This is a genomic window from Streptococcus mobilis (genome assembly GCF_059727625.1).
On the sequence record NZ_AP041823.1, the window covers coordinates 222,443 to 245,303 of the forward strand.

The window sequence follows — 22,861 nt, forward strand, 5'->3', positions numbered from 1 at the left end:
CAAAGGGAAGACAAGGAAATTTGTCTATGTGGTCGTTTTCTTTGCCTATGCGGTTTTTAAGGAAGAAGATGGGGCCAGCCTCTATTTTTTAAGAAAGGGAGTCTTGTGGATCTGTGGTATAATAGAGCTACATGTATCGGTGAAAAAATAGGTAAAGGAGCAGACATGTCACAGATTATTGAATTGCCAGAAGTCCTAGCCAATCAGATTGCGGCAGGTGAAGTGATTGAACGACCTGCTAGTGTGGTCAAGGAATTGGTTGAAAACTCGATCGATGCTGGGGCTAGCCAGATCGTTGTTGAAATCGAAGAAGCAGGATTGAAGTCGATTCGGATTACAGACAATGGGGAAGGAATTGCGCACGATGAGGTCGCTTTGGCCCTCCGTCGACATGCGACCAGTAAGATCAAGAGTCAAGCGGATCTCTTTCGTATTCGAACGCTTGGTTTTCGTGGTGAGGCCATGCCTTCCATTGCTTCTGTCAGTATTCTAACCCTTCTAACGGCGCAAGAAGGAGCTGCCCACGGGACCAAATTGGTCGCAAAGGGTGGCGAAATTGAGGAAGTGGAGCCAGCGACAAGCCCTGTCGGGACCAAGATCACAGTGGAAGATCTCTTTTTTAATACACCTGCTCGTCTCAAGTATTTAAAGAGCCAGCAGGCAGAGCTATCCCATATCGTGGATATTCTCAACCGATTGAGTTTGGCCCATCCAGAGATTGCTTTCACCTTGATCAATGATGGAAAAGAAATGACCAAAACAGCGGGGACTGGCAATCTCCGGCAAGCGATTGCAAGTGTCTATGGACTTGCGTCTGCTAAGAAGATGGTGGCCATTGAAAATCGCGACCTAGATTTTGAAGTGACGGGCTTTGTGTCTTTGCCTGAATTGACTCGTGCCAATCGCAACTACATCAGTCTCTTTATCAACGGCCGTTACATCAAGAATTTCTTGCTCAATCGAGCTATTTTAGACGGCTATGGCAGTAAACTCATGGTGGGTCGCTTTCCACTCGCGATCATTAATATCCAGATCGACCCTTACTTAGCGGATGTCAATGTTCACCCTACCAAGCAAGAGGTTCGTATTTCCAAAGAACGAGAACTGATGGCCTTGATCTCCCAGGCTATTGCGAACGCTTTGAAAGAGCAGGACCTGATTCCGGATGCTCTAGAAAATCTAGCCAAGTCGACCATTCGCCGAACAGAAAAGCCAGTACAGACAACCCTGCCTTTAAAAGAAAACCGCCTCTATTATGACCGAGAGAGCCAAGATTTCAAGTTTCGACCAGAAGTGGCAGATCCTCAACGGCCTCTAGCAGATGAGACTGCTACTGAAGCTAGAATCCAAGAAAACCCAGTAGAAAAACCAACAAGCGCGATCAAGTTTGCGGAAAGAAAGGCTGTGGTTTATGATGAACTGGATCATCCAGAGTTGGATCTGGCTAGTCTAGACAAGGTCTATGATAAGTTGGATGGGGAAGAACATTCGACCTTCCCAGAGTTGGAATATTTTGGTCAGATGCATGGAACCTATCTCTTTGCCCAAGGCAATGGGGGCCTTTATATCATTGACCAGCACGCGGCCCAAGAGCGGGTCAAATACGAAGAATACCGGGAGAGCATCGGGGACGTAGACGGCAGTCAGCAACAACTGCTGGTGCCCTATATCTTTGAGTTCCCTGCAGACGATCTAATCCGCCTACAACAGCGCAAGCACCTCCTAGAAGAAGTGGGCGTCTACTTAGAAGAATACGGAGCCAACCAGTTGATCTTACGGGAGCATCCGATCTGGATGAAGGAGGAAGAGATCGAGTCGGGTATCTATGAAATGTGTGATATGCTCCTCTTGACCAAGGAAGTGTCCATCAAGAAATACCGAGCTGAGTTGGCTATCATGATGTCCTGCAAACGCTCTATCAAGGCCAACCATATACTGGACGATTACTCTGCACGCGACCTGATCTATCAACTGTCCCAATGTGACAACCCCTATAACTGCCCCCACGGCCGTCCCGTCTTGGTTAACTTTACCAAGTCAGATATGGAAAAGATGTTCCGACGTATTCAAGAAAATCACACCAGTCTACGGGAATTGGGCAAGTATTAAACAAACAATAAAGGAAGATTATGTACGAATACATTAAAGGAATTTTAACGAAAATCACTGCTAAATACATTGTGGTAGAAACAGCTGGGATCGGCTATCTCTTGCATGTGGCCAATCCCTATGCCTACTCTGGCAAAATGAATCAAGAGGTGCAAGTCTATCTGCACCAAGTGGTCCGTGAAGACGCTCACCTTCTCTATGGCTTTGCGACAGAGGAAGAGAAACAGCTCTTTTTAAACTTGATCTCAGTCTCTGGGATTGGACCTGTCTCAGCTCTGGCTATCATTGCTGCGGATGACAATGCAGGCCTTGTCCAAGCTATCGAAAGCAAGAACATCACCTACTTGACCAAGTTTCCAAAGATCGGCAAGAAAACAGCCCAACAGATGGTGCTGGACTTGGAAGGTAAGATCAATCTTGATCTAGAAGATGCACCGGCTCAGTCCAAAGCCAAAGTTGCAGAAGAAAACCAAGCCCTTGAAGAAGCTATGGAAGCCATGTTGGCATTGGGCTACAAAGCAACGGAACTCAAGAAAATCAAGAAATTCTTTGAAGGAACTTCTGATACTGCTGAAAACTACATCAAGTCTGCCCTTAAGATGTTGGTCAAATAGGAGAAGAAGATGCCAAAACGTTGTGGATGGGTTAAAATGACCAATCCGTTATATATAGCCTACCATGATGAGGAATGGGGACAGCCCCTCCATGATGACCAAGCGCTTTTTGAGTTGCTCTGTATGGAGACTTATCAGGCCGGTCTATCTTGGGAAACGGTCCTCAATAAACGGCAGGCTTTCCGAGAGTCTTTTCATGGCTATCATCTTCAAAGTGTCGCGGAGATGACGGATGAGGAACTGGAGGCTTTGATGGACAATCCAGCTATCATCCGAAATCGTGCTAAGATCTTTGCGACACGGGCCAATGCTCAAGCCTTTCTACAAATCCAGGAGGAATTTGGATCGTTTGATGCTTATCTTTGGTCTTTTGTCGATGGAAAAACTATCGTCAATGATGTCCCAGATTACCGGCAGGCTCCAGCGAAGACAGCTCTTTCTGAGAAGCTAGCCAAGGACCTCAAAAAACGTGGTTTTAAGTTCACAGGACCAGTCGCAGTTTTATCCTACCTACAAGCAGCAGGCCTGGTCAATGACCATGAGAATGCTTGTGACTGGAAAAGTGGAAATAAGTGACGTTAGATGTCTAGAACATCGGAGAATATAGAAAAAAAGCTGAGAAATTCTTCCCAGCTTTATTTGTTATAGTCAAAGTGGATGACTTGCTCCGTTGCATCTACATGGGCGTGGACTCCGAAGGGGACAATTGCTCTTGGAGTTGCGTGTCCAACATTTAGATTATAGACAATCGGGATATTGCTATCAATGATATCCAATAGTGCCTCTTTATAGTCGTCATAGAAAGTTTCATCCATAGGTTTTCCGACCAAGAGTCCACTGATGACCTCGAATATACCAGTTTCCTTTAAAGTCCGCAACATCTTTTTGAAGTCTTCAGGATTAGGCTTTTCTTGGCTGGTTTCTAGCAAGAGGATTTTTCCTTCCCAGTCGGATAAGTCAGGGAAAAGTTTGTATTTTTGGCAGAGGTCTGTGCTATCTGCGTGTAGAGAGTTGTCAAAAATATCATAGAGAGACTCAAGACAACCACCGAGGATTTCCCCTTCGAATTGAGCATTGCCTTGTAACAAGTCAAAACCTGTATTTGCATGACTAACACGAGGTGTTCCCAGAGCCTTGGGACTAAAATCAGTCCGTTCCTCGTACCAAACGTTACTAGGGCGAATTTCTGAGATTTTTCCAGTCTCAATCAATTCTTTAAAGTAGTGGCGGCTATATGGCAACATTTCCTTGTCTAATTCACAAATGTCTGCAAAAAAGGATTGCCCATAAAAAGTCTTGATTCCTAGTTTATGCAACATGAGATGGTTCATGGTCGTATCCGAGAAGCCAAGAAAAATCTTTTGCTTGATAACCTTTTGTAGTTGGTCATTTTCAAAAAGATGGGGCAATAAACGATAGGTATCGTTTCCACCGATGGCGCATAAGATCATGTCGATGCTATCATCAGAAAATGCCTGAATCAAATCCTCCGCACGAGCTTCAGGATGTTCTTTGATAAAGTCTAAGCCTTTTAGTGAATGAGGTAAAAAGATAGGATTGAGTCCCAGGTCTTTGAGTCGTTGGACCCCCAAGTCCACTTCATGCTTGACAAAGTCCTCTCCGATAATCCCACTAGATAAACTTATAATACCAATAGTAGAAACCATATCTCATCCTCCTAGAAATAAATTGATGCTATTGTATCACAAAAAATGAGGGGAAACAACAAGAATTAGAGCCAGAAGAAGGCTTTTAGATCAAGAAAGAAGAAAAAAGCAACCGCTCGATATGGTTGCTTCAGAATAGAGATAAGCTCTATCAACAATAGAAAATAGCCCTTTAGAAGTTGATTACCACATAGTTAAAACTCTTAGGAATGTTGATGTAATAGTGTTTCTAAGAGTTTTTCACTTTATACTCTAAAAGAAAAAGATTGAAGAAAGTTGTCCAAAATGAACTTTATCTTCAATCTGTTTTTTAAATAATTTAGGAAATTGTGTTAAAATGAAATGAAAATTACGAATAGTATAAGTGGGAGGCACCATGAAGGCGGAAATTATTGCAGTTGGAACAGAAATTCTAACAGGACAAATTGTGAACACCAATGCTCAATTCTTGTCTGAAAAATTGGCTAGTTTAGGAATTGATGTCTATTATCATGTGGCGGTAGGAGACAATGAAGGCCGTCTCTTCTCGACCATTGAGACAGCTTCAAAGCGCAGCGATTTGGTGATTTTGTGCGGTGGACTTGGTCCGACAGAGGATGATTTGACCAAGCAAACCCTTGCCAAGTTTTTAGGGAAAGAACTGATTTTTGATCCGACAGCGCTCGCCAAACTTGACACCTTCTTTGCGAGTCGCCCTGATTATGTCCGGACGCCCAATAATGAGCGACAAGCACAAATGATCGCCGGATCAATCCCTCTTCAAAACCGTACAGGTCTCGCGGTTGGAGGTTTGATTGAAGTCGACGGTGTGACCTATGTCGTTCTACCTGGTCCTCCAAGTGAGTTAAAGCCCATGGTTAATGAACAATTGGTGCCTCATTTGACAACAGGGGAAGAGCTCTTTTCAAGAGTCTTGCGCTTCTTTGGGATTGGGGAAAGCCAGCTGGTTACGATCCTAGCTGATATCATTGAAAAGCAGAGTGATCCGACGGTGGCTCCTTATGCCAAGACGGGAGAAGTAACCTTGCGTCTGTCTACAAAGGCGAAGGATCAAGCCTCAGCGGATGCTAAGCTCGATGTCTTAGAAAAGGAAATCTTATCACGCCATACCCTGGACCATCAACCCTTGCATAAGTTGTTTTATGGTTATGGGGATGATAATTCGATGGCCAAGGTGGCCTTTGATCTCTTGAAACGGACTGGTAAGACCATTACAGCTGCAGAAAGCCTGACGGCTGGCCTTTTCCAAGCGACTCTGGCAGATTTTTCAGGGGCGTCCAGCATCTTTGCAGGTGGTTTTGTCACCTATAGTCTGGAAGAAAAAAGCAAGATGTTGTCTATTCCAGCTCAAGAGTTAGAGCAACATGGAGTGGTGTCTCACTTTACAGCTCAAGCCATGGCTTCACAGGCCCGTAAGTTAACAGGATCCGATTATGGTGTTAGCCTGACCGGAGTTGCGGGGCCAGATAGTCTAGAAGGGCACCCAGCAGGGACTGTCTTTATCGGACTTGCGACTCCAAATGGAGTGGATAGTGTCCAAGTTAATATCGCTGGACGTAGCCGGGCGGATGTCCGCGAAATTGCAGTCCTTCATGCCTTTAATTTGGTGCGCTTGGCTGTATTAAATGGTGAAAATTTGGTATAATGAAGCTTGTGCCAAATGAAGAATAATTCTAAAAATGGATAGGAAATGTGCCTTTCAAATGACGGAAAGCGTCAGTGAGTTGCATACATTTCCTGTATAGTAAAAAATAGGAGAAAAGAATGGCGAAAAAACAGAAAAAATTAGATGATATCTCTAAGAAATTTGGAGATGAGCGTGAAAAAGCGCTCAACGATGCTCTGAAGTTGATCGAAAAAGACTTTGGTAAGGGATCGATCATGCGTCTGGGGGAACGTGCAGAACAAAAAGTACAAGTCATGAGCTCTGGTTCCTTGGCGCTTGATATTGCCTTGGGTGCTGGTGGTTATCCAAAAGGTCGGATCATCGAAATCTATGGTCCAGAATCATCTGGTAAAACAACCGTTGCCCTCCATGCAGTAGCGCAAGCACAGAAAGAAGGAGGCATTGCTGCCTTTATCGATGCCGAGCATGCCTTGGATCCATCTTATGCAGCAGCTCTTGGGGTCAATATCGACGAACTTCTCTTGTCTCAACCAGACTCAGGGGAACAAGGACTTGAAATTGCTGGTAAATTGATCGATTCTGGTGCGGTTGATTTGGTGGTTGTCGACTCTGTTGCGGCTTTGGTACCACGTGCGGAAATCGATGGAGATATCGGGGATAGCCACGTTGGTTTGCAAGCGCGGATGATGAGCCAAGCGATGCGTAAACTCGGAGCTTCGATCAATAAGACCAAGACCATTGCCATCTTTATCAACCAATTGCGTGAAAAAGTTGGGGTCATGTTTGGGAACCCTGAAACCACACCTGGTGGTCGTGCCCTGAAATTCTACGCTTCTGTCCGTCTAGATGTTCGTGGAAATACTCAAATCAAGGGGACTGGGGACCAAAAAGATACCAACGTTGGTAAGGAAACCAAAATCAAGGTTGTGAAGAACAAGGTGGCTCCACCGTTCAAAGAAGCCATGGTTGAAATCATGTACGGAGAAGGAATTTCACGTACAGGTGAATTGGTGAAAATTGCAACAGATTTGGATATCATCCAAAAAGCGGGTGCGTGGTACTCCTATAATGGCGAAAAAATTGGTCAAGGATCTGAAAATGCTAAGAAATTCTTGGCTGACCACCCAGAAATTTTTGACGAAATCGACCACAAGGTTCGGGTTCATTTTGGTTTGATCGAAGAAGACGAAGCAGTGAAAACCCTTGATAAAACTGAAGAAGCAGCTCCTGTCGTAGAAGAAGTAACTCTAGATTTAGATGACGCGATTGAAATTGAAGATTAATTTTTTTCAAAATAGGTCGCTAGACTGATGGTTTTTGTGTTATAATTTAATACGATAGTATTATCGTGTAGCGAAAGGAGTGCATGCATGATTAAAATTTATACAGTGTCAAGTTGCACCAGCTGTAAAAAAGCAAAGACTTGGCTCAACGCTCACCAGCTAACTTATAAAGAACAAAACCTCGGTAAGGAAGGGATCACCAAAGAAGAATTGTTGGATATCCTTACAAAGACTGAAAATGGAGTGGCAAGTATTGTCTCTTCAAAAAATCGATACGCTAAAAATCTAGGAGTGGACATCGAAGACTTGAGTGTCAATGAAGTCATTGACATCATCATGGAAACACCTCGTATTCTTAAAAGTCCGATCTTGGTAGATGACAAACGTCTCCAAGTGGGCTACAAAGAAGACGATATTCGTGCCTTCTTGCCACGATCAGTTCGAAATGTAGAAAATGCAGAAGCGCGGATGCGTGCAGCTCTTTAAAGCGATTGAAAATCAGAAACAATTTGTTTCTGATTTTTTTCTTTTTAAAAATCGGAATGAAAAGCAGTTTACTGCGCCATTTTACGAAATCTATGATACAATATTTTAGAAAACAATAACTAGTAAGGAATGGAAAATGAAAAGGAAAATCTTCTTATTGGGTGCACTTGCCTTGTGTTTGACTGGATGCGGTCAAAAAAAACAAGCGAAAACGCCAAATTCAAGTGAACAAAAGGCAATCCAAGCAAAAGCAGAGCAACTGCAAAAGGATAATAAGAGTATCCTGCAAAAAGCTGAAGAAAATAAAGTCATCACTAGAACCTTTGTTTTTCCAAAAGATGACAAGGGGACACAACAAACGCAAATCGTCACCTATGTGGGGAATACCTTTAAAAAGTTGGAGACCATCAATGTGACGGCAACCGATGAGGAGTTGAAAAAAGGGATCCAACAGGTTGGCGTCGAGGAAGCGCAAAAGCAATTGAGAGAATCCTTTAACAAGGACGATGCCTTTAAGGAAGCTTTGACAGTGCCAGGTTTCACAGCTGATTTAACCTTGGAAAATGAGAATGAATACAAGGTAACCATCACCTATGACTTTGAAGCAATGGATGTGAAGAAGGCTGAAGGCATGACCTACTTCAAAAACAATCACTTACCAGAGTTGTTGAAGTTGACACCGAGTCAATTTGCGGATAATCTTATCAATGCTGGAGCAAGTGAGCAAAAATAAAAAAACAGTTTAGCTAAAATAGCTCAAAAATGCTTGAAAAAGCCGTAAAATCAAGGGCTTGGCCGTTGTGGAAAACTCTTAATTATGGTATAATAGTAATATTCTAAGGAAAGAGGGTGTTCTTGTGGGATTTACAGATGAAACAGTACGTTTTAATCTTGATGATTCAAATCGTAAGGAAATTAGCGAGACCTTGAAAGATGTATACTTGTCACTGGATGAAAAAGGCTACAATCCAATTAATCAAATCGTAGGATACGTACTCAGTGGTGATCCTGCCTATGTACCTCGTTATAATAATGCACGGAACCAAATTCGTAAATATGAACGAGATGAGATCGTGGAAGAATTGGTACGTTATTATTTGAAAGGGCAAGGAATAGACCTCTAATGAGAATTATGGGATTGGATGTTGGCTCAAAGACCGTTGGGGTTGCTGTGAGTGATCCTCTCGGTTTTACAGCTCAAGGTCTTGAAATCATCCAAATCGATGAAGACAAAAAAGAATTCGGTTTGGAGCGCTTAGCCGAATTAGTAGCTCAATACAAGGTGGACCGTTTTGTTGTGGGCTTGCCAAAAAACATGAACAACACCAGCGGACCGCGTGTGGAAGCCAGTCAGGCTTACGGCACGATGATTGCTGAAAAGTTTGAGTTGCCAGTCGACTACCAAGATGAACGGTTGACGACAGTTGCTGCAGAGCGGATGTTGATTGAGCAAGCAGACGTTAGCCGTAGCAAACGTAAAAAAGTTATTGATAAGTTAGCGGCGCAGCTTATTTTACAAAATTATTTAGATCGCAATTTTTAGAAAGAAAACGAGGAAGAATAGTATGGCACATGATCATAACCACGACCATGAAGAACGTGAATTAATCACATTGGTGGATGAACAAGGAAATGAAACCTTGTTTGAAATTCTTTTGACCATTGATGGCAAAGAAGAATTTGGAAAGAACTATGTCCTTTTGATCCCTGCAAATGCAGAAGAAGATGAAAACGGCGAAGTTGAAATCCAAGCTTATTCATTTACAGAAAACGAAGACGGAACAGAAGGCGACCTTCAACCAATCCCAGAAGACTCAGATGCAGAATGGGATATGATCGAGGAAGTCTTCAACAGCTTTATGGAGGAGTAAAAACATCCAGTGGATGTTTTTACCCTTGCGCTAGAAACAAAGACCGCAAGTAAGCCCGGTGGACGTTTTTAGCCCTGCTTCAAGAAACAAGAAAAAGCAGGAAGTCCGATGGACTTGCTGTAAAAATGAGAAAGAAATAACTACAAAAGAAAGGAGCGCAAACGTCAGGAGAGGTTTTGTCGCTTTTTTCTTTTAGGAGGAAGATGTGAATAAGATTGAGCAATGGATGAATAGTCGGATCGGTCTGAATTTTCGATCGGGACTGGATCGTATGGAGCAGGCAGTGAGCCTTTTAGGGAGGCCGGATAAGGCATACCCGATCCTTCATGTGACAGGAACCAATGGGAAGGGATCCACAATCGCCTTTCTGCGTCAATTATTGATGGCTCACGGAAAGAAGGTTGGGACCTTTACCTCTCCTCATATGATCAGTATCCATGATCGGATTTGTATTGGGGATCAGCCGATTTCAGATGAAGATTTTACTCGGATTGGCCAAGAAGTCCAACAAATGGAGCAGACCTTGCTTCAAACCCAGGACCAACTCTCTTATTTTGAGATTATCTGCCTCATGGCCCTCTTGTATTTTAAGGAACAAGCTGTGGATGTGGTCTTGCTGGAAGTTGGTATCGGAGGGCTACTAGATACCACCAATGTAGTGACAGGAGAAATCGCAGTGATCACTTCGGTTGGTCTCGATCACCAAGAAACACTGGGAGGGACGATTGCGGAAATCGCCCAGCAAAAGGCAGGAATCTTTAAGAAGGGCAAGAAAGCTGTGGTGGGTCCCTTGTCGGATGATGCCATAGCTGTTTGTCAAGAAAAAGCGAAGCAATTGGATGTGGATCTCCATGCCTTCCAGAAAGATTTTGGCTTAGAGCAGGACCGTTTTTGGAATGAACGTGTGGATCTTGTCTGGCCGTCTCTGGGCTTGAAGGGTGATTACCAACGGGAAAATGCTGCAGTAGCTCTGGAGACCTTTCTCCTCTATATGGAAGGCCTAGATCAAGAAGTGGATATGGAGCAGGTCAAGCACGCCTTGCAAGAGACAAGGTGGCCGGGCCGTTTAGAGTTATTTGGCGACCAGGTGTATCTGGATGGCGCTCATAATCCTCATGCTATGTTGCGCTTGATCGAGTTTGCCAATAGCTTAGCAGGAAAGCGCGTGAAGATTTTATTTGGAGCCCTCAAGCGAAAAGATTATAGTGGGATGCTCCAAACGCTTCAAGCGGGATTGCCAGAAGCTGAATTGATTTTGACAACCTTCCATTACGGAGAAGTGGTGGCACAAGGTGACCGACAAGACTTGCCCTATGTAGCTGACTACAAGGCCTATATCAAAGAATTTATGGATCAGAGTCGTCCAGATGAAGTCTTATTTGTGACAGGATCCTTGTATTTTATTGCGGAAGTAAGGGCATTTTTATTAGAGGGGTAAACAATTGACCTAAAGACTTTCTTGGCGTATACTGGTGGTAGATAGTATACGGTTATGGCGAAAGGAGTCGATCTTAATGAAAAAAATCATGTCTATAATGACCTTGGCAGTAGCCCTTTTCCTGACTGCTTGTAGCCAGCAAGAAAAAGCGACACAGACTTCGAGCAAACAGACGTCTGCTTCATCACAGACTGTGACTTCAGCGAGTGAAGAACAGAAAGAAGGAGTGTCCATAGATGGCAGTTATCGTGGACAGGACGAGGAAAATACGATCCTCTTGGTGGTGACGGGTCGAAAAGGCACGTTTACGGTGCAAGATGCTGATGGAGAAGAAGAGGCCAAAGAGGTTAGTATTGATCCGGTCAATCAATCCATGCGTATCGGAGATGAGCCTTATCGCTATCGGATCGAAGGAAATCAGTTGTCGCTAGAAGACCTGGAGCAAGCAGAGGATGATCAAGGGATTATCGTTTTGACCAAGCAATAAGGGACGAAACAAAAGAGAGTGGGACAGAAATCGGTAATTCGTTAGAATTCGATTTCGTCGTCCCACCTCCGCACAGTTGAGTAGGGCTGTAAAAGCTGATGAAATCAGCGTAGTAGAGCCCACTCAACCACTGCGTCTTGCTCGACAATCCAAAAATAATTGAGAGGCTAGGACTTCTGTCCCACTCTCTTTTTGTTTGTCTAGAAGGGGCTTGGTTGGTCGTTGCATCGGGTAAAAAGAATTGGTATACTAGTAGAAAGAAAAAAGGAGGATGCTGTGACCTTTCGAAAATTACGTCTATTAATGTCCAAATATGGATTTAGTATTTTGTTTATGGGCTTTGAACTTTGGGCATCCTTTGCGGCCTTCTTCTGGCTTAATAGATGGTTCCCGCATTGGCTATCTGTTGCGGTCATTGGGCTCTTATATGTGTCGACAATCTTGGCTATTGTTAATCGAAATACCCCGCCTGAAAATAAGGTGACCTGGCTCTTGATTGCCGTCATTCCTGTCTTTGGATCACTCTTGTATCTCATGTTTGGAGAGCGACGTTTGTCCAAGAAGGAAATGATCCAGTTGGAAAATATGGAGTCCATGAAGTTTCGAGAGGACAATAGTCATCAGTTGCGTAAGGAGCTCAAGCAAGAAAGTAAAGCGGTTTATGGCTTGGTCAAGTCGATTTTATCCATGGACCACAATGCGGATCTCTATAATGGGACGGCATCGACCTTTTACCCTTTAGGGGAGGACATGTATGAGCAATTACTTGAGGATCTAAAAGCAGCGAAAAAATTTATCTTCATCGAGTTTTACATCATTGATGAGGGCTTGATGTGGAACAGTATCCTAGAGATTTTAGAGCAGAAAGTGAAAGAGGGGGTTGAAGTCAAACTCCTTTATGACGATATCGGCTGTATGGCGACTTTGGCTGGAAACTATACCAAACGATTAAGAAAAATGGGGATTGATGCCCATAAATTTAACAAGGTGATCCCCCGCTTAACGGTAGCTTATAATAACCGAGACCACCGAAAGATTCTGGTCATTGATGGGCAAATCGGCTATACAGGTGGGGTCAATCTGGCAGACGAGTACATTAATCACATTGAGCGTTTTGGTCACTGGAAGGACAGTGCCATCCGTTTGGATGGACGAGCTGTTAAGGCCTTAACGCGACTCTTTCTCATGAACTGGTACATCAACCGTGGGGAAATCGAGGATTTTGACCGCTACCATATTGAAAACAAGGCGGTTGAGGGAGAAGGGCTTTACATTCCTTATGGGAGTGGACCAAAGCCGATTTACAAGTCGCAGGTCGGAAAGACGGTTTATCAAAATATGATCAATCAAGCAACGGATTATGTCTACATCACAACTCCTTACTTGATCATTGACTATGATTTGACAGAGGATATCCGCAATGCAGCCCTTCGAGGGGTAGATGTTCGGATCGTGACCCCGCATATTCCAGATAAAAAATTGATCCAAATCGTAACTCGTGGGGCTTACTTGGATCTGATGGATGCAGGAGTAAAGATTTATGAGTATACACCTGGTTTTGTCCATAGCAAGCAAGTCCTGGCAGATGACGAAATGGCGGTTGTAGGGTCGATTAACTTTGACTACCGCAGTTTGGTCCATCACTATGAAAATGCCATCTGGATGTATCGGACGCCTGCCTTGAAAAAGATTCGGGAGGACTTTGACCATATCTTTGAAGTGTCTCAAGAAATTACAGAGGATACCTTCCGCTTTACATGGCACCAAAGCTTAATCAAGGAAATTATGCAATTGTTCGCACCGATGTTGTAAATGTATAAAAACGAAAATCAGAGTCAGGAATCGAGATGCCTGACTCTTTTTACATATGACTATGTGATAAGAGGCTGACAGGGTCGGCAGAATTTGGTATACTAGAGAAGATAATGGGCTTTTTTCTAAAAGGAAAGAGCAAAGATCTAGAAAAAGGAAAAAGAATGAGCGAAAAAGAGCAAGAAATGACTTCGAAAAAATTAGGGATTCGCGTGGGAGATAGTTTTCAGGATACACGTGAGATTCGCGAAGTGCTAGATAAATCAGTCTTTCGTGAAGAAGAGCCGACTCATAGCCAGCAGGCAGAAGTTTTGGAGGAGCCGGTTGCAATGGAGGTATCAGAGCCTATTCGTGATGCAAAGCCAGAAGCAGTAGCAGAACCTACACAAGAATCGGAACAGGAACCGGAGCAACCGCTTAGTCGGATGAGTCGTCGTTCGCGTAAGGCGGGAGTTGAAGCGACAAAAGTGGAAGCATCTAAGGTAGAAGAGAATACGGAAGAGCTAGAGGCAGATGTGGCAGTTGAGCCTATCCGTCGTCAATCCAAGCGTCCAGTGCCCCTAGCGATTCCTTTTGTGTTGAGTCTCTTGATTAGTTTGCTGCATGTCGGGGTGCCATTTTTAACCCGTTTTGCCACCAATCAACAATCTCAAAACTTGTATGCTGGCTGGGCAATGACCAAGGGGCAAGTACCGTTTGGTGATTTTTACGGGACCAATGGTCTGCTCTATTATGCGATCAACTGGTTGGGAAGTTTAGCTGGTGGACATTGGATCTTGATGATCCTTCAAGCGATTGCTCTCTTCTTTGCGGGGACTTATCTCTATCGGGTTGTGCGCTTGCTGGTGTCTGATAAAGATACAGCGAAGAATGTCCAGTTACTCTTTTATTTCTTGGTGTTAGGCCTTGGTTTTGGAGGAACTTATGTGACTCTCTTTAGCCTTCCAATCCTATTTGCCAGCATGAATTTCATTTTGGCTTATTTGATTGGGCATCGTAAGGATGAAGGCTTTATCCTTTATGGTGCGATTGCAGCTGTGGCTTTCCTGATTGATCCGATGACCAGTGCCCTGTTTTATTTGTTGGCCTTCCTTGGATTAACAGCCTTTAATATCAAGCAGAAGAGATGGGCGCGGGGCTTTTATCAACTGCTGGCAGCTCTCCTTGGTTTTTCACTTGTCTTTTATCCAATTGGCTATATCACCGTTTTGAATCAGACTTTTGGCTATGCCATTAACCAAGTGACCTATGTCTTTAATGCCTTGAATTTCACGAATGGACAGACCTTCAGTAATGCCATTTATTATGGCCTATTGGCGCTGGCCTTTGGCCTAGTCTCTGCCTTTTTGATGTCCTTTACGAAGCAAAATAGCAGTGCTCGCCGGATCTTCCGCTTTATGGGATGGGCAGGTAGCTTGGTGGTCCTCATTGTGTCGATTGGTCTTCCTGAACAAGGCGCTTACCAATTGTTACCGATGTTGCCATTTGTTCTTCCTTTGTTTGCGATCTGGTTCTCACGAGATGGGGAAGAAAACGATGGGATCGAACGTCGTGGTCGGAAGAAGAAAAACAAGGAAGTTTGGGCCGCTTACTTTACGAGCCAAGTTTTCTTACCGCTAGTAGCCCTTGTCTATCTCTTGGCGAATCCAGTGGTTCAAGATGTCGTGCTTCAGTCTGGTCAATCGAGTGAACGGAGTACTATTGCCAGCTACATTAAAAATCACACCAAGTCGAAAGATACCATCTATGCTTGGGATACGACAGCTACTCTCTATCAAGAAAGCGATCGTTTGGCAGCTTCTGCCTTATTGACTCCGACGTCTTATCTGGGGATTAATGAAAATCGGACCAATGTGATCCAACAAATCGATCGGTCTGAACCTAAGTATATTGTGGTCAACAATCAGGTAGAGTTGACCTCCAATATGAAGGACTTGCTCAAAGAAAATTATCGTCTCGTTGAGAAGAAATACCGTCATTTCAAACTCTATCAACGCTCTTAAGAAAATCAATATCTTGTGTTTTAGAAAGTTTTTTAGAATTTTCACCACAAGATATTGATTTTTATTTTTGGAGTGGTATAATACAACTTGTATGTAAATAAATGAAGAGAGGCATGTTTGGTATGATCACCTTGAGAGAAGAAAAACTGAGAATGGCACCGGATATTTTTGTTGAAAAACGAGATGGCCGTCGTGTTCAATTCGATGTTGAAAAAATTTATAAAGCCTTGTTGAAGGCGACAGAAGAAGTGACTTCTCTCACTCCAGTGCTAGAAGCCAAGCTAGAAACCATTGTCGATCGCGTGATTGCAGAGATCTTGGAACGTTTTCCAAATGGTGTGAAGATCTATGAGATCCAAAATGTCGTCGAACATGAATTGCTTCAAGCTAATGAATATGCCATCGCAGAGAGCTATATTACTTATCGGACTCAGCGGGATTTTGAGCGCTCAAAAGCAACGGATATCAACTTTACCATCGGCAAACTTCTCAACAAGGACCAAGCGGTTGTCAATGAAAATGCCAATAAGGACAGCGATGTCTTTAATACGCAACGGGACTTGACGGCGGGGATTGTTGGTAAGTCTATTGGTCTCAAAATGTTGCCTAAACACGTAGCCAATGCTCATCAAAAAGGGGATATCCACTACCATGATTTGGACTATAGTCCTTATACACCGATGACTAACTGCTGTTTGATCGATTTTGAAGGCATGCTCAGAAATGGCTTTAAGATTGGGAATGCAGAAGTAGAAAGTCCTAAATCCATCCAAACTGCGACGGCTCAAATCTCGCAGATTATTGCCAATGTAGCCTCTAGTCAGTACGGGGGCTGTTCAGCTGACCGGATCGATGAGGTCCTGGCCCCTTATGCAGAAAAGAACTACCAAAAACACTTGGCAGATGCCAAAGAGTGGGTGCTTCCTGAAAAGCAAGAGGACTATGCTTGGAGCAAGACTCAAAAAGATATCTATGATGCCATGCAATCGCTGGAATATGAGATCAATACCCTCTTTACATCCAATGGGCAAACTCCCTTTACTTCACTTGGCTTTGGTCTTGGAACCAATCGCTTCGAGCGGGAAATCCAAAAAGCGATTTTGGAAATCAGAATCAAGGGACTTGGATCGGAACATCGGACCGCTATCTTTCCAAAACTGATCTTTACCCTCAAGCGGGGGCTCAACCTAGAACCTGGAACGCCTAACTATGATATCAAGCAATTGGCCTTGGAATGTGCGACGAAGCGCATGTATCCAGACGTTTTGTCTTATGACAAGATTGTCGAGTTGACAGGCTCCTTCAAGGTGCCGATGGGATGTCGCTCTTTCCTTCAAGGTTGGAAGGACGAGAATGGTGTGGAAGTTAATTCTGGCCGGATGAACCTAGGGGTTGTGACAGTCAATTTACCTCGGATTGCCTTGGAATCAGGCGGAGACAAGGAGAAGTTCTGGCAAATCTTTAATGAACGGATGAACATCGCTGAAGATGCCTTAGTTTACCGGGTGGAACGCACCAAAGAAGCGACACCAGCTAATGCGCCGATTCTCTACCAATATGGGGCTTTCGGGAAACGCTTGGGCAAGTATGACCAGGTAGATCAGCTCTTCCGTCATCGCAGAGCGACCGTTTCTCTTGGCTATATCGGGCTCTATGAAGTTGCAACCGTCTTTTATGGTCCAAATTGGGAACATAATCCAGAAGCTAAACAATTCACGATCGATATCATCAAGGACATGAAAGCGCGCGTGGAAGAATGGTCTGACCAGTATGATTACCACTTCTCCATCTATTCGACACCATCAGAAAGCTTGACAGACCGCTTCTGTCGCCTAGATACGGAGAAATTTGGTAAGGTTCCGGATATTACAGACAAGGAATACTACACCAATAGTTTCCACTACGATGTTCGTAAGAACCCAACGCCATTTGAAAAGTTGGATTTTGAAAAAGTTTATCCTGAAGCTGGAGCTTCTGGTGGCTTTATCCACTATTGTGAATACCCTGTGCTTCAACAAAATCCAAAAGCCCTTGAAGCAGTTTGGGATTATGCTTATGACCGGGTCGGTTATCTCGGAACCAATACGCCGATTGACCGTTGTTACAAGTGTGATTTTGAAGGAGATTTCACGCCGACTGAGCGCGGATTTGCTTGTCCAAACTGTGGCAATAGCGATCCGAAAACGGTTGATGTGGTCAAACGGACCTGTGGTTATCTCGGAAACCCACAAGCTCGTCCGATGGTCAATGGCCGTCATAAGGAAATCGCTGCACGGGTCAAACACATGAATGGATCCACGATCAAATCAGCTGGACACCAAGTGACAGATTAGAAAAGGATATTATGGGAAAATACCAATTAGATGATAAAGGCAAGGCTCAGGTTCAACGATTCCACGAAAAGCATTCAAAGGGTGGAATCAATAAAAAAGACCGAGTAGCCAGCTTGAGAGAACAATTTTTAAATAAGAATAAGAAAAAGTGAGAGTTCGCTCTCGCTTTTCTCTTATGAGGAGGTAAAGATGGAATTACGTAGACCAACTCTAGCGGATAAAGAGGCCATTCTAAGCATGATGGCAGAGTTCGAAGAGACCCGATCAGCTCACGACGGTGGCTTTTGGGATGCTGAGAACTTTGATTATGAGGAGTGGCTAGAAACTAACCTTAATAAAGAAATGGGAATAGGATTGCCTGAAAATCGCGTTCCATCAATTCAGTTCGTATTGTTTGATGAATCAGGCCATGCTTTAGGTTTTTTAAATTTACGGTTGAGACTAAATGAGGGATTGCTGAATTATGCTGGCCATATTGGCTACTCCATCCGTCCCTCTGAAAGAGGCAAGGGTTATGCCAAGGAAGCTCTCCGTCAAGGTCTGCGAGTTGCTAAGGAAAAGAACATCCATCGTGCTCTGGTGACATGTAGCACGGAAAATCCGGCCAGTCGAGCGGTTATCTTAGCTAATGGCGGTCAATTTGAAGATGTTCGAAATGGAACGGAGCGTTATTGGATAGAAGTGGAGTAGAAGGATGACATGGAATACACCTAAACCAGGCGAATGGAAGAGTGAGGAACTGAGTCAAGGGCGCATCATTGATTACAAGGCTTTTAACTTTGTCGATGGCGAAGGGGTGCGCAATTCGCTTTATGTTTCAGGTTGCATGTTTCACTGTGAGGGCTGTTACAATGTAGCGACCTGGTCTTTCAAGGCGGGTATTCCCTACACCAAAGAGTTGGAAGAACAGATCATGGCTGATCTGGCCCAACCTTATGTCCAGGGCTTGACCCTGCTTGGGGGGGAGCCATTCCTGAATACTGGAATTCTTTTGCCTCTCGTTAAACGCATTCGGAAAGAGTTGCCCGACAAAGACATTTGGTCTTGGACTGGCTACACTTGGGAAGAAATGATGCTAGAGACGCCAGACAAACTAGAGCTTCTCTCGCTGATTGATATTCTGGTTGATGGTCGCTATGATAAGAGCAAACGCAACCTCATGTTGCAGTTCCGAGGGTCTTCTAACCAGCGGATTATTGATGTTCAAAAATCCCTCAAAGAAGGAAAAGTCGTCATCTGGGACAAGCTCAATGATGGCAAGGAAAGTTTTGAGCAGGTCAAACGGGACGATCTTTTGTAGGATCCTCAAAAAAACCGGGTTTTTCACCCGGTTTTTTGGATTCTCTGCATAAGTATACAAGGGGTTTCACCCGTTTCAGAAAACGCTTACTTTTCAAATGTCCATAATGGGCAAAAAAGTGATAATTAATGCATTTTTTGCTAAAAATATGTTACAATAAATATGATTAGGACTAATTGGAGGTATTTATGTCACAAAGGAGACGGAGTCGTCGTTCAGAACATAAGTGGGGGCAATTGCGAATCATTAATTCCGTATTGCTTATTTTTTTGCTTATGACTGCAGGTTGGGCGACCTATACCATGTTGGCCAATAATATCTTGGCTTTTCGCTATGTCAATGTTCTCGTGATTGCACTACTAGCTCTTCTCTTGCTCTTGTCAGCTTGGTTTGTGATCAAAAATCAGGCTAAAAAGACAACTTTGGTCCTGCTTCTTGTCGGCTTATTGGCTAGTTCAGGAGTGTTGTTTGCTAGTCAACAGCTGCTGAATCTGACCAGTAATGTCAATGGCCACTCTAACTATACAGAGTTTGAGATGGCTGTCTATGTCAAGAAAGACAGTGACATCAAAGATATCAAAGAAATCAAGGAAGTGGTGGCTCCAAAGGGCAACAATAACGAAGCCAATCTCACTGCCCTCTTGGACAACATCAAAAAGACCAAGGGTCAGGAAATTTCTGTAGTGGATGCACCGACTTATCTAGATGCCTATAAGAGCCTGCAAGAAGGGAATGCTTCTGCTATGGTCCTCAACAGTACCTTTGAGGATACCATTGCCGCAGAAGATGCGGACTATGCGAAGAAGTTGAAGAAAATCTATTCCTACAAGATCCGAAAAGAAGTGGCAGCGACGAGCAAGGTATCTGCCAATGCGGATGTCTTTAACATCTATGTCAGCGGGATCGATACCTATGGGCCGGTAACCTCGGTTTCTCGTTCAGATGTCAATATCATCATGACGGTTAATCGGAAGACCAAGCAAGTCCTGTTGACAACGACTCCACGGGATGCCTATGTACCGATTGCAGATGGTGGTAACAACCAGAACGATAAGTTGACCCACGCGGGGATCTACGGAGTGGATGCTTCGATCCATACCCTTGAGAATCTCTATGATATCAAGCTCAACTACTACGTTCGTCTCAATTTCACCTCCTTCCTCAAGTTGATTGACCTTCTAGGGGGAATCGATGTGGAAAATGACCAAGAATTCACGAGCCTTCATGGCAAGTTCCATTTCCCAGTTGGAAAGGTTCATTTGAATTCAGAGCAAGCTCTCGGTTTTGTCCGAGAACGCTACTCTCTTCAAGGTGGTGACAATGACCGTGGGAAAAACCAAGAAAAAGTCATTGCGGCCATTATCAAAAAGTTGACCTCTACCAAGGTCTTAAGCAACTACAATGAGATTATCGGAAACCTCCAAGATTCTGTCCAAACCAATATGCAGTTGCCGACTATGATGAACTTGATCAATACCCAGTTAGAAACGGGTGGTTCTTATGAGGTGACTTCTCAAGCGATCACCGGTCAAGGACGAAATGACTTGCCGTCTTATGCTATGCCTGGTTACAACCTCTATGTCATGGAGTTGGATCAAGCCAGCTTGACCAAGGCTAAGGAAACCATTCAAAAAGTAATGGAAGGAAAAGAAAAATGATTGATATCCACTCGCACATCGTCTTTGATGTGGATGATGGACCAAAGACAAGAGAAGATACGCGTGCCTTATTGGAAGAAAGCTATCGCCAAGGGGTGCGGACCATTATCTCCACTTCTCATCGTCGCAAGGGGATGTTTGAAACTCCCGAAGAAAAGATTTCTGAAAATTTTCAAGAAGTGAAAAAAATTGCGGCAGAGGTCGCGCCAGATTTAACGATTCATTACGGGGCAGAGATATACTTTACGAATGATGTCTTGAAAAAACTGGAAGAAAAGATCATTCCACGTTTGGCAGAGACGCGCTTTGCTCTGATTGAATTCAGCATGGGAACACCTTACAAGGAGATTCATACGGCCTTGGACCGTTTGCTCCATCTAGGTGTGACACCAGTGGTGGCCCATATCGAGCGCTACAAGTGCTTGGAGAAAAATGAAGAGCGCGTGCAAGAGATGATTGACATGGGCTGCTACATGCAGATCAATAGTTCCAGTGTTCTCAAGCCTCGCCTCTTTGGGGATGAGCAAAAACAACTCAAAAAACGAGCTCGGTACTTCTTAGAAAAAGACTTGGTGCACTTTGTGGCCAGTGATATGCACAATGTAGATAAACGACCGCCTTATATGGCAGAAGCCTATCGCTTGATCAAGGAAGAATACGGAGAACAACGAGCACAAGCTCTCTTTGTCAGCAATCAAGAACTCTTGTTAGCGGATGAATTAATCTAACCAGGAAACAGGTGGAGAGATCCACATGAAGGAGTAATTAGGAAATGAACAATCAAGAAAATCAAGCAGTGGAAATTGATGTTTTCGCTATGCTGAAGACCCTATGGAAACGCAAGTTTTCGATCGTTTTGGTCGCTCTTGTCTTTGCCATCGCAGCATTTGGCTACAGTGCCTTTTTAGCCAAGAAAGAATACCAAAGTACTAGCCGGATCTACGTGGTCAGTCGTCAAAACCAAGACAACAATGCCTTGACAAACTCTGATTTGCAGGCGGGTTCTTACTTGGTTAAAGACTACCGTGAGATCATTCTTTCTCAAAATGTCTTGAGCCAAGCCATTGAAGAATTGAAACTCGATATGACACCTGGTGAGTTGTCGAAAAAGATCAGTGTATCCGTTCCGACAGATACTCGTATCCTTTCGATCACGGCTAAGGACGGAGATCCAAAAGAAGCAGCTCGTATTGCCAATGGCCTTCGGAATGTAGCAGCTGAAAAGATCATTGCTGTGACCAAGGTGTCAGATGTTACGACCTTGGATGAAGCAGAAGTGCCTCAATCACCTTCTTCACCAAATATCCGACGCAATGTCCTTCTTGGCTTTATTGCTGGAGCAGGCCTCATGGTGGTTCTCATGGTCGTAGTAGAAGTCTTGGATGATCGTGTCAAGAGACCAGAAGATATCGAAGAGCTGATGGGCTTAACCTTGCTTGGTATTGTGCCAGATATTAAGAAACTGTAGACTGGGGATCGCATGAATACGTTAGAAATTTCAAAAAACAAATTACAAGAAATTCGGAAGGCAGAAGAGTACTTCAATGCCCTTGCGACGAATATCCAATTGAGTGGGGTAGACTTAAAAGTCATCGCTATCTCATCTGTTCAAGAAAATGAAGGGAAATCAACCACTTCAACCAACCTGGCCGTTGCCTTTGCGCGTGCGGGTTACAAGACCCTTTTGGTAGACTGTGATATCCGGAACTCTGTCATGACAGGGATTTTCCGTAGCCGTACTAAGATCCAAGGCTTGACCGACTTCTTATCTGGCCGTAGCCAATTGGACCAAATCTTGTATGCGACTGATTTTCCAAACTTGGATATCATCGAGTCTGGGCAGGTCGCGCCAAACCCAACAGGTCTCTTACAAAGCAAGAACTTCACTGTGATGATGGATGCACTTCGTGAGCATTTTGACTATATCATTGTCGATACACCTCCAATCGGGGTTGTGATTGATGCGGCGATTATCGCCCAACGCTGTGATGGAACTGTCTTGATCACAGAATCTGGTGCCAATGGACGTAAGGCTGTCCAAAAAGCCAAGTATCAATTGGAACAAACAGGCACATCTTTCTTAGGAGTAGTGCTCAATAAATTTAACATTAAAGCTGCTGAGTATGGTTCATATGGTGGATACGGAACCTACGGAGAGTATGGGAAGAAGTAA

The 22,861-nt window shown here is 43.9% G+C and carries 23 protein-coding genes; 22 read left to right on the plus strand and 1 reads right to left on the minus strand.

Annotation, left to right across the window (positions count from 1 at the left end):
• The first annotated feature begins 165 nt into the window (after positions 1–165).
• The 3 genes from mutL to AC6IZR_RS01215 are packed head-to-tail and all read left to right on the plus strand — an operon-like array spanning position 166 to position 3,299.
• Positions 166–2,109, plus strand: a complete 1,944-nt coding sequence (gene mutL, locus AC6IZR_RS01205; protein ID WP_497848616.1) for a DNA mismatch repair endonuclease MutL — start codon at positions 166–168, stop codon at positions 2,107–2,109.
• A gap of 20 nt (positions 2,110–2,129) precedes the next feature.
• Complete coding sequence (ruvA, locus tag AC6IZR_RS01210) at positions 2,130–2,723, plus strand: Holliday junction branch migration protein RuvA (RefSeq protein ID WP_013904320.1); 594 nt, start codon at positions 2,130–2,132, stop codon at positions 2,721–2,723.
• 9 nt (positions 2,724–2,732) lie between these two features.
• Positions 2,733–3,299 carry a DNA-3-methyladenine glycosylase I gene (locus tag AC6IZR_RS01215; RefSeq protein ID WP_049487736.1) on the plus strand — a complete coding sequence of 189 codons (567 nt, stop codon included), beginning with the start codon at positions 2,733–2,735 and terminating at the stop codon, positions 3,297–3,299.
• A 59-nt stretch (positions 3,300–3,358) separates the two neighbouring features.
• Here AC6IZR_RS01215 and AC6IZR_RS01220 read toward each other — a convergent pair whose 3' ends face one another.
• On the minus strand, positions 3,359–4,390 hold the full coding sequence (locus AC6IZR_RS01220) for a S66 family peptidase (protein ID WP_049487735.1): 1,032 nt from the start codon (positions 4,388–4,390) through the stop codon (positions 3,359–3,361).
• Between the two features lie 376 nt (positions 4,391–4,766).
• Between AC6IZR_RS01220 and AC6IZR_RS01225 the strand changes: the two genes are divergently transcribed.
• From AC6IZR_RS01225 to AC6IZR_RS01315, 19 genes are all read left to right on the plus strand, one after another.
• Complete coding sequence (locus AC6IZR_RS01225) at positions 4,767–6,035, plus strand: competence/damage-inducible protein A (protein WP_497848617.1); 1,269 nt, start codon at positions 4,767–4,769, stop codon at positions 6,033–6,035.
• A 119-nt stretch (positions 6,036–6,154) separates the two neighbouring features.
• Positions 6,155–7,300 carry a recombinase RecA gene (gene recA / locus AC6IZR_RS01230; RefSeq protein ID WP_003002082.1) on the plus strand — a complete coding sequence of 382 codons (1,146 nt, stop codon included), beginning with the start codon at positions 6,155–6,157 and terminating at the stop codon, positions 7,298–7,300.
• A gap of 87 nt (positions 7,301–7,387) precedes the next feature.
• The gene (spx, locus tag AC6IZR_RS01235; protein WP_003009108.1) at positions 7,388–7,786 is read left to right on the plus strand and encodes a transcriptional regulator Spx; all 399 of its coding nucleotides are present in this window, start codon (positions 7,388–7,390) and stop codon (positions 7,784–7,786) included.
• Between the two features lie 136 nt (positions 7,787–7,922).
• Entirely contained in the window at positions 7,923–8,519 is a 597-nt protein-coding gene (locus AC6IZR_RS01240; protein WP_031576799.1) for an SP0191 family lipoprotein, read from the plus strand.
• A 124-nt stretch (positions 8,520–8,643) separates the two neighbouring features.
• Entirely contained in the window at positions 8,644–8,910 is a 267-nt protein-coding gene (locus AC6IZR_RS01245; protein WP_003002070.1) for an IreB family regulatory phosphoprotein, read from the plus strand.
• Complete coding sequence (ruvX, locus tag AC6IZR_RS01250; RefSeq protein WP_049492638.1) at positions 8,910–9,329, plus strand: Holliday junction resolvase RuvX; 420 nt, start codon at positions 8,910–8,912, stop codon at positions 9,327–9,329. The genes AC6IZR_RS01245 and ruvX overlap by 1 nt, the downstream gene beginning before the upstream one ends.
• 22 nt (positions 9,330–9,351) lie before the next feature.
• The gene (locus AC6IZR_RS01255) at positions 9,352–9,657 is read left to right on the plus strand and encodes a DUF1292 domain-containing protein (protein WP_003001941.1); all 306 of its coding nucleotides are present in this window, start codon (positions 9,352–9,354) and stop codon (positions 9,655–9,657) included.
• Between the two features lie 205 nt (positions 9,658–9,862).
• Complete coding sequence (locus AC6IZR_RS01260; RefSeq protein ID WP_497848619.1) at positions 9,863–11,095, plus strand: bifunctional folylpolyglutamate synthase/dihydrofolate synthase; 1,233 nt, start codon at positions 9,863–9,865, stop codon at positions 11,093–11,095.
• A gap of 76 nt (positions 11,096–11,171) precedes the next feature.
• Entirely contained in the window at positions 11,172–11,582 is a 411-nt protein-coding gene (locus tag AC6IZR_RS01265; RefSeq protein ID WP_049515005.1) for an SP_0198 family lipoprotein, read from the plus strand.
• Between the two features lie 276 nt (positions 11,583–11,858).
• On the plus strand, positions 11,859–13,394 hold the full coding sequence (cls, locus tag AC6IZR_RS01270) for a cardiolipin synthase (protein WP_497848620.1): 1,536 nt from the start codon (positions 11,859–11,861) through the stop codon (positions 13,392–13,394).
• Positions 13,395–13,558: 164 nt separating this feature from the next.
• A complete protein-coding gene (locus AC6IZR_RS01275) occupies positions 13,559–15,397 on the plus strand; it encodes a glycosyltransferase family protein (protein WP_497848621.1) in 1,839 nt (612 codons plus the stop codon).
• Between the two features lie 122 nt (positions 15,398–15,519).
• Positions 15,520–17,730, plus strand: a complete 2,211-nt coding sequence (gene nrdD, locus AC6IZR_RS01280; protein WP_070846152.1) for an anaerobic ribonucleoside-triphosphate reductase — start codon at positions 15,520–15,522, stop codon at positions 17,728–17,730.
• An 11-nt stretch (positions 17,731–17,741) separates the two neighbouring features.
• Positions 17,742–17,882, plus strand: coding sequence for a hypothetical protein (locus AC6IZR_RS01285; RefSeq protein WP_003002079.1), 141 nt, complete (start codon positions 17,742–17,744; stop codon positions 17,880–17,882).
• Positions 17,883–17,919: 37 nt separating this feature from the next.
• Positions 17,920–18,420, plus strand: a complete 501-nt coding sequence (locus AC6IZR_RS01290) for a GNAT family N-acetyltransferase (RefSeq protein ID WP_214259979.1) — start codon at positions 17,920–17,922, stop codon at positions 18,418–18,420.
• Positions 18,421–18,424: 4 nt separating this feature from the next.
• The gene (gene nrdG, locus AC6IZR_RS01295; RefSeq protein WP_201037440.1) at positions 18,425–19,030 is read left to right on the plus strand and encodes an anaerobic ribonucleoside-triphosphate reductase activating protein; all 606 of its coding nucleotides are present in this window, start codon (positions 18,425–18,427) and stop codon (positions 19,028–19,030) included.
• A gap of 188 nt (positions 19,031–19,218) precedes the next feature.
• Positions 19,219–20,688, plus strand: a complete 1,470-nt coding sequence (gene cpsA, locus AC6IZR_RS01300; RefSeq protein WP_480992543.1) for an LCP family glycopolymer transferase CpsA — start codon at positions 19,219–19,221, stop codon at positions 20,686–20,688.
• Positions 20,685–21,416, plus strand: coding sequence for a capsular polysaccharide biosynthesis protein Cps4B (gene cps4B, locus AC6IZR_RS01305; protein WP_045760016.1), 732 nt, complete (start codon positions 20,685–20,687; stop codon positions 21,414–21,416). Before cpsA ends, cps4B begins: the two co-directional genes overlap by 4 nt.
• 44 nt (positions 21,417–21,460) lie before the next feature.
• The gene (locus AC6IZR_RS01310; RefSeq protein ID WP_195529615.1) at positions 21,461–22,156 is read left to right on the plus strand and encodes a Wzz/FepE/Etk N-terminal domain-containing protein; all 696 of its coding nucleotides are present in this window, start codon (positions 21,461–21,463) and stop codon (positions 22,154–22,156) included.
• A 12-nt stretch (positions 22,157–22,168) separates the two neighbouring features.
• A complete protein-coding gene (locus AC6IZR_RS01315; protein WP_195529614.1) occupies positions 22,169–22,861 on the plus strand; it encodes a tyrosine-protein kinase in 693 nt (230 codons plus the stop codon).